The organism is Clostridioides sp. ES-S-0001-03 (assembly GCF_020676075.1).
Lineage (GTDB): Bacteria > Bacillota > Clostridia > Peptostreptococcales > Peptostreptococcaceae > Clostridioides.
Genome location: NZ_JACVWJ010000003.1, coordinates 476,738 through 486,260 on the forward strand (window position 1 = coordinate 476,738; position 9,523 = coordinate 486,260).

A 9,523-nucleotide genomic window follows, 5' to 3' on the forward strand; every position below is an offset into this window, starting at 1 on the left:
TTTTTATGTTTTATACAGAATCTTAGAAACCATCTTAGAGTCAATTAAATCACCCCCTTTCTCTTTTTCATTACATTCCTATCTTTCATTGCATTTTTCATTACATATTCTTCAAAAGAAATTAAATCTATCCTGTATGAACTACCTAGAGGAATTACAGTATAATGGTTTTGTGCCATTGCTTCTCTTATCATGTTTCTTGCAGTTGAATCAGAAACTTTCAAGTACTCACAGAACTCCTTTACTGTAACTAAATCCATTCTTTTAATTCCTTCTCTATCTAAAAACATCTTTATGATGTCTGTTGTATCATCTCTTTGCATTAATTCTTGCACTAAATCTTTTGTGTCTATGAATTGTAATGCTGTGCTCATTTTTATCTCACCCTTTCTGTATATGTAGATTTATTATTTAAAGAAAACTTTGCTAAATTCAATTCCTAAAAAGTAGAAAATTAAAATTAGAACTGCTCTAAGTAATAATGCTTTTTCTTTATTTTTCATTTTTATCATTCCTATCTTCCGACTAATTCATCTAATGTAATGTCTAAATAGTCAGCTATTTTTATTAAAGTGTTTACAGTTGGGTTCTTCTTTTCTCCTCTTAAAATTGCATATAAATTTCCTGAATCTACTCCTATTTCTTTTGCTAATTTCCATGCTTTTAAATTTCTATCTCTTAAAATTTTGTTTATGTTGTCATTAATTGCCATTAATTTCCTCCTTTGATATAATATATTTGTAGGATATATCCTACAAATATATGGTTAGGTGGTGACTTATGACTATTGATAAAATAACTAAAATTGAAGCTGCTTGTTCGAACTGTGACACAAAAATCATCATAAATGACTCTTATTTTAGGGAAGTTTGCAATAACGGACTAACATGTTCTGTATGCAAAGAAGATATTCAAAACATTAAATCTGTAATATCGAATGTACACAGATACAATCAAGCTGTTGATACTTTAGAAAAAGAATTAGATTCTTGTAAAGACATTTATATCTATTAATCTCTATTTTACTGGAGTACTTTGTTGCTCCAGTTTTTCATATTCAACTTCTTTTGTACACATGCAACATATCTTAGGCTTCAATCCTTTTTTAACTTCTGCCTCATTGTCAAACCCGCAGTATGGACACTTGCAAAAATATTTTACTCTTGAATCACTTGTATTATTTTTCATGTATTTAACCTCCTAGTTAATAATTAATTAAAATAATATATTTCAAAATATTCTGTATTTAATTCTCAAAGTGCTAGTTTTACTTAACCTAATAAAGTTATTTGACACCCTTGCTCTTTTTCTGTAATTAATCCATCTTTTATAAGTAATAATCTAAATGCTTCTCTTCCCTTTGGATTTATTAATGTTTGAGTATCTGAATGTCCATGTGGTGTTGTAAACTCTTTTAACTCAAAATATTGCATCTTGTTAGAATAAGGCTTTATTTTACCTTTTGTATCTCTATAACAATATTTCTTCTCTATTAGCCATGACACAAACACTTTTTCTTTGACTCCAAGTTCTTTTGCCGTATCTCTTATGTTTGTAAGTAAGTTTCTTTCTACTAAAGCATCAAAGTAATCTGCTTTTGGTTTCATTACTTGATTTTCTTGAATAACTAGTTGTTTTTCTTCTTGCTCCTCTATCCAACGTTTAGCACGCTCTATCGGATTTTCTATTATGTAACTATCCTTTTGCTGAGAATCTATTATGTTATATGTACCAGTCTTGCGAATACTTGGTAATACCTCATTAGTTACCCAACGCTTAAATGCTTTTGCATTTGGTAACTTAGAACTTAATATTAGCGAATAAAGTCCACTTTCATTAATAATAGGAGTACCCTTTGTTCCTATATCAATAAATCCTAATTCTTTCAAATCGTGAAATGCGATTTGCTCTTTGTCTTCTTCATCAACATGTTTTATTAAAGCATCACTTACATTTGAATAACCTAATTGCTCTGCTATATCTTTTCCTATAAACCAACACTCTCCATTTTTATCTAATACTCTTATTTCTCCAAAAATTTTATTTCTAAATACTTGTAAATTACTTTTCATCTTCAATATCCCCCGTTCTATTTTTAATCTTTAATTTTGAATTTTGTGTTTTTTGAGCGAATAAAAAATTATTGATAGAATTTAATATATAAGCTTGATATATTGGTTCTAATTCTGTTGCTAATATACCTATTTCTGTACCTGTCTTAATTGATTCATTCATATTTTTTTTCATTTACTTCACCTCTTGATTAATGTTTGTATGATTACTTTTTCAACAATATTTTGTTTGTATAAATACATATTAACATCTATTTTTGTTTGTGTCAACACTTTTACACTCCTTTTTAAAACGTTTTTTGTTTGTTTGGCAACATTTTGTATTGACATAAACAATTGCCCATGGTATTATATTTTTAGGAGGTGTAAACATGAACTTTGCCGAAAAACTTAAACTAATAAGAACTACAAAAGGTTTAACACAAAGTGATTTTGCTAAAACTATCGGAGTTTCAAGAGCCAATATTACAAATCTCGAATTAGACAATGTAAAACCAACTCAAATGTTTATTAATTGCGTTTCTTTGACTCATAATGTGGACAAAGATTGGCTAATTAATGATGATGATAATAGCTTAGATGGTTTAAAAAGTTATAATGACTTAACTAAATTAATAGCCGAAAAATATGAACAACTAGATGATGAATATAAGGTTTTTATAGAAAAACAAATTCAGGAACTTTTGATAATTCAAGAAAAACACATTCAACAAGAGTCCTAGAAATAGGGCTTTTATTTTTATTATTAAAGTTACCATAACAGAATCTAAATTTAGAGAAATTTGCAACCATGGTTTAACATGTCCTGCATGTCAAGAGCGTATATCAAACTCTAACTTTGCAGCAGAATATGTACTTCAATATAATCATGTTGTAAATGAACTAGAAAAAGAATTAGATTCTTATGATAATATTCGTATCTATTAATTTCTATTTTGCTGGAGTACTTTGTTGCTCCAGTTTTTCATATTCAACTTCTTTTGTACATAAGCAACATATCTTAGGCTTCAATCCTTTTTTAACTTCTACCTCATTGTCAAACCCACAGTATGGACACTTGCAAAAGTATTTTACTCTTGAATCACTTGTATTATTTTTCATGTATTTAACCTCCTAGTTAATAATTAATTAAAATAATATATTTCAAAATATTCTGTATTTGGTTTTCAAAGTGCTGGTTCAATTTAACCTAACATTGATAATTGTTGATTATTATTCTTTTCTATTTCTGGCAATATGTTATTTGCTCTTAATAAGTCATGTAAAAACAATCTTCCTTTTTGAGTCCATTTAGTTATCATTTTTGTACTTATATTTCCATTAGTTCTAGTTATCTCTATTGTTTCTGAGTGAGTATATCTTTTGCCTTGATGTTCCTTATATAAAAGCCATTGCTCACTTTGCTTATATTGCACCTTTAATTTATGAAGCAATTTATTCATTTCTGTACCACTCATACCATAATCTTTTGCAATCTGAGTTATCGTAACCAAACTATCACTTTTTAGTATTGTGTCTGTGTAATCTGCTTTAGGTTTGAGTTCGTTTATAACTTGGTCTTTCATCTTGCTTTGTAATTGTAAGTACTCTTTTTCTTCAACTTCTATTAACAACTGTTGTAATGCTTCTTTATATGTAGTTGGTAATTTAGGTTGTTGTTCTTTTAACTCTTGCTCCATTTCTTCAAACTTAGTTACATAAATTGCTGTAAATATAATCCCTTTTTCTCCTGTCATTTTGTTAGCTACCATATCACAACCTTTTTTAGTTAATAAGTAACAAGGATATTTCTGATTATTTTCATTCTTGTAAGTACTTTCAATAAAAAAATCATCAGTGTGCAATTTTGCACTCTGCTTTAATACACTTATGTAACCTCTTATACTTCTTAATAATTGATTATGGTCTTTTTCTATTAATTCAGCTACTTCTCTACTCTCAACTAAGTATTTATTGTTTTGCTTGATAATTGTTAAGTCATTCATATTTATTGTCCTCCTTATTGTTATTTTTATATTTAGATGAATCAAATTCTTTCCATAAAATGTCTATTATAAATGAGTTTTTCGTTAATCCTAAGTATTTTGATTTTCTGGTTATTTCTTCATTTAATTTTTCGGGCATCCTAACAGTTATTCTCTTTTTATTTGAGTTCATTTTGCCGCCAACTCCTTTCTTGTTTTAATAATATCACGCCGTCTTTATGCCGTCAATATATTTTATAGATTTTCTATAAATTATTTTTATGATATAATAATGACATCATTTAGACTTTAAAAAGGAGGTATTATTATGTCAACTTCATTGCCTAAATACACTTTGCGAATAAATAAAATTTTACTTGAAAAAATTAAGTATATTGCAGAAAGTGAAGGTCGTTCTGCTAATAAAGAAATTGAACAACTAATAAAGAAGCATGTTGAAAATTATGAACAAACAAAAGGAGAAATAAAAGTCAATATTGAAGAATAACATTTATAAAGCTTTGCTAATCACTGATAGTATGTACTCATTTACTGACATACCTCTTTGATTAGCTTTTTCTTTGCATTTAACATATAATTCTTCTGTAATACTCAGTGTATATTTCTTTTTACTATTCAATCTATCTCACCTCTTTTGAATATTCTGTATCTATTTCTTAACACATTATCTCAATACACCATGTTATAATTAATTTAAATTCTAATGAAAGTTGGTGTTATCATGAAATTTGTTTATGTTAAGATATTTAATAACTGGATTGATATAACTGATATTGGCACTATAAATGGTTGCAATGCAGTAGAATATATTAATGGGAACCTTGATGAAATGTACTCAAGTAATTATGTTTCTATAGATTACAAAGATAGAAACTATTGTGTTCATCCATCATGTATTCAAATAGTTACAAAATAAAGTGTTTATCTCTCTTTAAAAAACTTTTAAGGGAGATATTTTTATTCTGTATTTAGTTTTCAAAGTGCTAGTTCAATTTAAACTAATTCTTACTTAAATCACTTGATATTCCGTATTTTAAAGCCATGTCTTTTACAATGGTCACATAACCCTCTATAAGCTTTTTATCGTCTTGTATTACATCTAAATTATTCACCTTATCTCTTTTAGATTCAGATACCCCTTCTTCTGCCATCTTTCTTCTTTTATTGATTAATCTTCGATTTAAGTCAACTCCAAACCTATTGTTTAGTAACTCGTAACTTTCTCTTCTAAGCATGTTTATATGTTCAAAACCACCTTGTTGTTTTGCTATTCTTGCAATTAGTTGTTGTGTATCCTTTCTCCAGTCTGTAGCATTTAATGAAACAACTTCTTTTATTGTTTTAACTTCTGTTTTTGCTTCTAATGCTATATTGTTAGCTTGATTAACTTGTAGTCTTAAATCTTTCATTTCCTTTAAACTTTCTATCAAAACGTCTTCTATGCAATATGGTTTCTGTTGCTTAACCTTGAAGTATGTTTCTTCTAAGTTATCAAACTGTTCCCAAGCCTTATCTGTATCTAGGATTTTACAATGTCTATTTGCCCTCTTTCAGTCCAAAGATATAATTGACTAGAATGTTTTGAAACCAACTGACTATTAGTAGGTTGGTTCTTAAACTCTTTCAAATACTCACCTTGTAATAAAAAATAGTGTATATTCTCTTTGAATCTCTCTTTGTTTCTATTGAAGTTAGTTTGTATATTGTTTACATCAGTTTCATATACATCTGCTAGTTGTTGTGTAGTTAAAACTCTTTCGTTGTTTCTTTCTATTACTTGTAAGTTATTCATATTTATCTACTCCCTTCATCAAATTTCCATTTTAGAAATTTAATTTGTAAAAAAATTTTCTATATCACAATCAAGTATCTTAGATAATTTAGGCAACATATCAGCTCTAATTGAATATTGACCTGTCTCGTATTTAAAATAAGTTGATGCGTTTTTAAAACCTAATTCTTTTGCAACGTTTTGTAAAGATAAATTTAATGTATTTCTTCTTTTTTTTATAAAATCATGGTTTATCTTTTTCATACACTCACCTCAATTTCTATTTTAGCAATTTCTATATTTCAATAATAACATTTCTAAATTAGAAATTCAAGGCTTTTTTATATTTATTTTAGAAATTTTTTATTTCTATTATAGAAAAGTATGCTATTATATTTCCATAATAGAAAATTTTTCGAGGTGATTATACATGAATGCAAGTCAAAGAATTAAATATCTTAGGGAAAATATGAATATGTCGCAAAAAGAATTATCTGAAAAAGCAAATATAAATACAAGTGTTATGAATAGAATAGAATCTGGCGAAAGAGCAATAAGAGATGAGGAGTTAATAATCTTTTCTAAAATTTTTGATGTATCTACTGATTATATTCTTGGTTTGTCAGATACAGAAAAACTAAATATTGATGAAAGCTATGAATTTATAGATAGTTTAAGTAGTCCAGATGATATAAAAGAATTGATAAAAATAGTTATTAGCTTAGATGAAGAAACTAGAGATAAAATGTTAAAAATCGCAAAAGTATTTGTAACAGAAAAAAATATTAAACATAATGGCAATTAAAGCTTATAAATATAGCATATTTGAAAGAGAGGAACTATACCTCTCTTTTTTCTTTCTCTTCTTTCAACATCTTTTTATACTTCTCAAATTCCTCTTCCTCAACTTCTTTAAAGTTTTTAAATAAATTCTCTAGTTCTAATATTAATCTTTTTGAATACTGCACATATACCATCCCCCTGTTATAAGAACCTATGTTCTTATTTTTAGTTAAAAACTCCCAACAATTTTTAATAAAAACTATGTAATTATACCCTTTGATTTCTAGAAATGTTTTCCGACTATTCAGAATTGTCTTTGATAATTATCTTACTTACATAATAATACTTTTGTTAAATATATGCAATAAAAAAAGGGGAATTGTAACAAAAAAATCGAAATTTGTAGACAGTTGGTTATTTTTTCCATTCCTGTATATTATTAATCGTCTTTTTAATTATAATTTTTTGTATTTTCTTGTTTTTATAATATTTTTTATTATTTAATTTTAAAATCTTCGTTTTACTTTTTATACCATATAAATATAGTATTCTTTTCAAAACTATTTAATTCTATGTTTTTCCCAATATACATAGTATTTGTATGGAAGATTTTATATACTTAAATTATTATTATAAAGTAAAACAAAAATAAAAAAGGATAAACATGTTGAACATGTTTATCCTTTTTCCTTAAACATTAATAATTAAACTAGCTTGCATCTGACTTAGAACAATCTTTATCAAATATAATTTGTTTTGACATCTTATATATTATAAATAAAACAATGCCTAAAAATATAGAACCTGATATAGCTATAAAAGCTACTTTATTATCTAAATTCAAAATATCAGCTATAGCACTAAGGATATTGTAATTATCAATATTATATAATAAAAATACTATAAAAATTGAAACACTTGAAAAATAATTATAATAAAATAACAAAGGATGCCTATTTATTAAACAGTTTGATATTTTTCTATCTTCACAACCCTTGCATTCTTTTTTCTCCATATATATCTTACCATGAACTAACTTTGATACTATATAGAGCAACATATAAATAACATTAAACATTATAAAACCAATCGTAAGTAGCACAAAGATTAATCTATATTTACTTACATTATCCATATTGTTTAACGCACTTCCTATTAAGCTCATGCCTCCAAGAAATGCGATTATGACAGCTGCAAATATACTTAGAATACTTATAAATTCACTCTGTGATTTTGAAACCCGTTCCTCACACTCTTTTACTGCCATCACATAATTTTGTATCTCAGACCTCATATTATTATTTGTTTCTTTTGTATTTTTACTTTCATTTCTTAGAGATTCCATTTCTTTAGCTCTAGGAATCTCTAACAAAATATGATTTAATATATGAACTAAAATATCATCAATATCCCCTTCATTGGTTTCCATATAAAGTAAAGTGTTTATTTGTAAATTATCTCTACTATCAACGCCTAAAACTTTTATATATTCTAATATAAAACTGTACCTAATACTATTTCCATCCAGTTCAATCTTCTTTAGCTGTTCTAATTTTCCTTTTTCTAACTTTTTTAATACTAGTTCCACTTGCTCATCAGATACAAACTTCATTGTTCCTCCTAATGCTTTTCGAACCAATCCTTTAAATCCCAAATTGATATTTCCTCATTTCGACCTCTCATATAACTATATTTCCATGGGTCTTCTGAGTGAGTTTGCTCTACAATATCCCATACATCTTTATATACTAACGATTCCACAATTTTATTTATAAATATTTCATCGTTTTCATTAAACAAATTAAAATCTATAGGTTTTATATTTTTTATTGCCTTACTATTGTATTCTCCAAACTCAAAATATACATCTGGAACTACTGGACCATAATCCCAGGCCTCTATCCTATTATAAAAAAGAGGTTTTCTAAAATTGGCTACATATTTTCCTTGTACATAATATAGTATCTTTTGTAATTTCAAATTACTTATAGGATGATTGCATGCATTTTCGCAATACCATAAGATATATTTAGCAACCTCTATAGCACTACAATTTACGTTAAACATATAAAACACCTCCGCTCGTATTCATTATTAAATAATATTTGTAAAATTATATTATTTATACTAAGTTTATATTATTTGAATAAAATGTCATAATAGCGGTTCTATGTCTATAGAATTATTATAGCATAAAATTTCCACTTTTACTTATTCTAATCAAATATATGTCAAAAAATACCATATACTTTGTGCTTTTTAAAATATAGATATAAATTAGTATATACTTCTTTATATTCAAAATCGTCGTAACATTATACAAGAACTGTTTCGATAATGACCAAGTATTTCTATTTAATAATCATAAAATTGTTTATCACGTACATACGTTCGATAACATTGTACAATATATCTTGTTTTATCAATTTAAAAACAAATACATCAATCTAACACAGTTAAGTATCCTTTTTGTAACATAAGTATAACACACTAAAAGCTCAAAAACTACTATATTTGTAAAATTTTATATAATACAATACAATATGCACGTATAGTTTTAATTCTCTTAATTGTTAAAATACACCTTAATAATTTTACACTAAGCTTTCTTTTCATTCTTTAAAATATTTATCTTCTCATCAATTGACACGTATATAAATACGTGTTATAATATAATTGTAAGGAGGGAATATGAAATCTTATTCTTCAAGAGAAATTTTAAAAATACTTAATGCAGATGGATGGTATGAAGTAAATTGTGTTGGTGACCACCACCAATTTAAACATCCTACCAAAAAAGGTAAAGTTACAGTACCACATCCAAACAAGGATTTGCCTATCAGAACTGTAAAAAGTATTTTTAAACAAGCTGGGATTAATGTTAGTTAATCCCTTCTCTCCTTGCAAAACCT

At 26.6% G+C, this 9,523-nt stretch carries 21 protein-coding genes; 6 read left to right on the forward strand and 15 right to left on the reverse strand.

The window, feature by feature from the left end; translation table 11 throughout:
- Positions 1-44: 44 nt before the first annotated feature.
- Positions 45-374 (reverse strand): helix-turn-helix domain-containing protein, encoded by a 330-nt coding sequence (locus IC174_RS08840; protein ID WP_227482713.1) that lies wholly within the window; start codon positions 372-374, stop codon positions 45-47.
- Between the two features lie 140 nt (positions 375-514).
- Positions 515-712: a helix-turn-helix domain-containing protein gene (locus IC174_RS08845; RefSeq protein ID WP_227482714.1), complete on the reverse strand. Its 198-nt coding sequence runs from the start codon at positions 710-712 to the stop codon at positions 515-517.
- Between the two features lie 68 nt (positions 713-780).
- Between IC174_RS08845 and IC174_RS08850 the strand changes: the two genes are divergently transcribed.
- Complete coding sequence (locus IC174_RS08850) at positions 781-1,014, forward strand: hypothetical protein (protein ID WP_227482715.1); 234 nt, start codon at positions 781-783, stop codon at positions 1,012-1,014.
- Between the two features lie 3 nt (positions 1,015-1,017).
- Here the strand turns inward: IC174_RS08850 and IC174_RS08855 are convergent, their stop codons facing one another.
- The 3 genes from IC174_RS08855 to IC174_RS08865 all read right to left on the reverse strand — a co-directional run bounded on the left by IC174_RS08855 (position 1,018) and on the right by IC174_RS08865 (position 2,247).
- Positions 1,018-1,188, reverse strand: a complete 171-nt coding sequence (locus IC174_RS08855; protein WP_227482716.1) for a hypothetical protein — start codon at positions 1,186-1,188, stop codon at positions 1,018-1,020.
- A gap of 83 nt (positions 1,189-1,271) precedes the next feature.
- A complete protein-coding gene (locus IC174_RS08860; protein ID WP_227482717.1) occupies positions 1,272-2,072 on the reverse strand; it encodes a BRO family protein in 801 nt (266 codons plus the stop codon).
- Positions 2,062-2,247 (reverse strand): hypothetical protein, encoded by a 186-nt coding sequence (locus tag IC174_RS08865; protein WP_227482718.1) that lies wholly within the window; start codon positions 2,245-2,247, stop codon positions 2,062-2,064. Before IC174_RS08865 ends, IC174_RS08860 begins: the two co-directional genes overlap by 11 nt.
- Positions 2,248-2,443: 196 nt before the next feature.
- On the opposite strand from IC174_RS08865, the gene IC174_RS08870 reads away from it, so the two are divergent.
- Positions 2,444-2,794 (forward strand): helix-turn-helix domain-containing protein, encoded by a 351-nt coding sequence (locus tag IC174_RS08870; protein WP_227482719.1) that lies wholly within the window; start codon positions 2,444-2,446, stop codon positions 2,792-2,794.
- A gap of 208 nt (positions 2,795-3,002) precedes the next feature.
- Here the strand turns inward: IC174_RS08870 and IC174_RS08875 are convergent, their stop codons facing one another.
- The 3 genes from IC174_RS08875 to IC174_RS08885 all read right to left on the reverse strand — a co-directional run bounded on the left by IC174_RS08875 (position 3,003) and on the right by IC174_RS08885 (position 4,229).
- Complete coding sequence (locus tag IC174_RS08875; protein WP_227482720.1) at positions 3,003-3,173, reverse strand: hypothetical protein; 171 nt, start codon at positions 3,171-3,173, stop codon at positions 3,003-3,005.
- An 83-nt stretch (positions 3,174-3,256) separates the two neighbouring features.
- The gene (locus IC174_RS08880) at positions 3,257-4,057 is read right to left on the reverse strand and encodes a phage antirepressor KilAC domain-containing protein (protein ID WP_227482721.1); all 801 of its coding nucleotides are present in this window, start codon (positions 4,055-4,057) and stop codon (positions 3,257-3,259) included.
- A complete protein-coding gene (locus IC174_RS08885) occupies positions 4,050-4,229 on the reverse strand; it encodes a hypothetical protein (RefSeq protein WP_227482722.1) in 180 nt (59 codons plus the stop codon). The genes IC174_RS08880 and IC174_RS08885 overlap by 8 nt, the downstream gene beginning before the upstream one ends.
- Before the next feature lie 135 nt (positions 4,230-4,364).
- Between IC174_RS08885 and IC174_RS08890 the strand changes: the two genes are divergently transcribed.
- Complete coding sequence (locus IC174_RS08890) at positions 4,365-4,544, forward strand: Arc family DNA-binding protein (RefSeq protein ID WP_074438730.1); 180 nt, start codon at positions 4,365-4,367, stop codon at positions 4,542-4,544.
- Positions 4,545-4,547: 3 nt separating this feature from the next.
- Here the strand turns inward: IC174_RS08890 and IC174_RS21110 are convergent, their stop codons facing one another.
- Complete coding sequence (locus tag IC174_RS21110; RefSeq protein WP_255613034.1) at positions 4,548-4,676, reverse strand: hypothetical protein; 129 nt, start codon at positions 4,674-4,676, stop codon at positions 4,548-4,550.
- Between the two features lie 102 nt (positions 4,677-4,778).
- On the opposite strand from IC174_RS21110, the gene IC174_RS08895 reads away from it, so the two are divergent.
- The gene (locus tag IC174_RS08895) at positions 4,779-4,973 is read left to right on the forward strand and encodes a hypothetical protein (RefSeq protein WP_227482723.1); all 195 of its coding nucleotides are present in this window, start codon (positions 4,779-4,781) and stop codon (positions 4,971-4,973) included.
- A gap of 82 nt (positions 4,974-5,055) precedes the next feature.
- Here the strand turns inward: IC174_RS08895 and IC174_RS21375 are convergent, their stop codons facing one another.
- From IC174_RS21375 to IC174_RS08905, 3 genes are all read right to left on the reverse strand, one after another.
- Positions 5,056-5,487, reverse strand: a complete 432-nt coding sequence (locus IC174_RS21375) for a hypothetical protein (RefSeq protein WP_413927184.1) — start codon at positions 5,485-5,487, stop codon at positions 5,056-5,058.
- Positions 5,488-5,576: 89 nt separating this feature from the next.
- Positions 5,577-5,849, reverse strand: coding sequence for an ORF6N domain-containing protein (locus IC174_RS21380; RefSeq protein ID WP_413927185.1), 273 nt, complete (start codon positions 5,847-5,849; stop codon positions 5,577-5,579).
- 39 nt (positions 5,850-5,888) lie between these two features.
- Positions 5,889-6,092 (reverse strand): helix-turn-helix domain-containing protein, encoded by a 204-nt coding sequence (locus IC174_RS08905; RefSeq protein WP_021423652.1) that lies wholly within the window; start codon positions 6,090-6,092, stop codon positions 5,889-5,891.
- Between the two features lie 166 nt (positions 6,093-6,258).
- Here IC174_RS08905 and IC174_RS08910 point away from each other — a divergent pair, with 166 nt between their 5' ends.
- Positions 6,259-6,633, forward strand: coding sequence for a helix-turn-helix domain-containing protein (locus tag IC174_RS08910; protein WP_227482724.1), 375 nt, complete (start codon positions 6,259-6,261; stop codon positions 6,631-6,633).
- Positions 6,634-6,667: 34 nt separating this feature from the next.
- Here IC174_RS08910 and IC174_RS21115 read toward each other — a convergent pair whose 3' ends face one another.
- From IC174_RS21115 to IC174_RS08920, 3 genes are all read right to left on the reverse strand, one after another.
- Entirely contained in the window at positions 6,668-6,796 is a 129-nt protein-coding gene (locus tag IC174_RS21115; RefSeq protein ID WP_255618924.1) for a hypothetical protein, read from the reverse strand.
- A gap of 524 nt (positions 6,797-7,320) precedes the next feature.
- A complete protein-coding gene (locus IC174_RS08915) occupies positions 7,321-8,265 on the reverse strand; it encodes a hypothetical protein (RefSeq protein WP_227482725.1) in 945 nt (314 codons plus the stop codon).
- The gene (locus IC174_RS08920; protein ID WP_227482726.1) at positions 8,232-8,678 is read right to left on the reverse strand and encodes a type II toxin-antitoxin system antitoxin SocA domain-containing protein; all 447 of its coding nucleotides are present in this window, start codon (positions 8,676-8,678) and stop codon (positions 8,232-8,234) included. Before IC174_RS08920 ends, IC174_RS08915 begins: the two co-directional genes overlap by 34 nt.
- A 624-nt stretch (positions 8,679-9,302) precedes the next feature.
- Here IC174_RS08920 and IC174_RS08925 point away from each other — a divergent pair.
- Positions 9,303-9,500 (forward strand): type II toxin-antitoxin system HicA family toxin, encoded by a 198-nt coding sequence (locus IC174_RS08925; RefSeq protein WP_227482727.1) that lies wholly within the window; start codon positions 9,303-9,305, stop codon positions 9,498-9,500.
- The last annotated feature ends 23 nt before the right edge of the window (positions 9,501-9,523 follow it).

Coding starts and splice junctions, on each gene's coding strand:
- IC174_RS08865 (WP_227482718.1), bottom strand. CDS start 2,247: ATGAAAAAAAATATGAATGAATCAATTAAGACAGGTACAGAAATAGGT.
- IC174_RS08925 (WP_227482727.1), top strand. CDS start 9,303: ATGAAATCTTATTCTTCAAGAGAAATTTTAAAAATACTTAATGCAGAT.
- IC174_RS21380 (WP_413927185.1), bottom strand. CDS start 5,849: ATGAATAACTTACAAGTAATAGAAAGAAACAACGAAAGAGTTTTAACT.
- IC174_RS08905 (WP_021423652.1), bottom strand. CDS start 6,092: ATGAAAAAGATAAACCATGATTTTATAAAAAAAAGAAGAAATACATTA.
- IC174_RS08855 (WP_227482716.1), bottom strand. CDS start 1,188: ATGAAAAATAATACAAGTGATTCAAGAGTAAAATATTTTTGCAAGTGT.
- IC174_RS08885 (WP_227482722.1), bottom strand. CDS start 4,229: ATGAACTCAAATAAAAAGAGAATAACTGTTAGGATGCCCGAAAAATTA.
- IC174_RS08845 (WP_227482714.1), bottom strand. CDS start 712: ATGGCAATTAATGACAACATAAACAAAATTTTAAGAGATAGAAATTTA.
- IC174_RS08895 (WP_227482723.1), top strand. CDS start 4,779: ATGAAATTTGTTTATGTTAAGATATTTAATAACTGGATTGATATAACT.
- IC174_RS08920 (WP_227482726.1), bottom strand. CDS start 8,678: ATGTTTAACGTAAATTGTAGTGCTATAGAGGTTGCTAAATATATCTTA.
- IC174_RS08875 (WP_227482720.1), bottom strand. CDS start 3,173: ATGAAAAATAATACAAGTGATTCAAGAGTAAAATACTTTTGCAAGTGT.
- IC174_RS08840 (WP_227482713.1), bottom strand. CDS start 374: ATGAGCACAGCATTACAATTCATAGACACAAAAGATTTAGTGCAAGAA.
- IC174_RS08870 (WP_227482719.1), top strand. CDS start 2,444: ATGAACTTTGCCGAAAAACTTAAACTAATAAGAACTACAAAAGGTTTA.
- IC174_RS08890 (WP_074438730.1), top strand. CDS start 4,365: ATGTCAACTTCATTGCCTAAATACACTTTGCGAATAAATAAAATTTTA.
- IC174_RS08910 (WP_227482724.1), top strand. CDS start 6,259: ATGAATGCAAGTCAAAGAATTAAATATCTTAGGGAAAATATGAATATG.
- IC174_RS08860 (WP_227482717.1), bottom strand. CDS start 2,072: ATGAAAAGTAATTTACAAGTATTTAGAAATAAAATTTTTGGAGAAATA.
- IC174_RS08880 (WP_227482721.1), bottom strand. CDS start 4,057: ATGAATGACTTAACAATTATCAAGCAAAACAATAAATACTTAGTTGAG.
- IC174_RS08850 (WP_227482715.1), top strand. CDS start 781: ATGACTATTGATAAAATAACTAAAATTGAAGCTGCTTGTTCGAACTGT.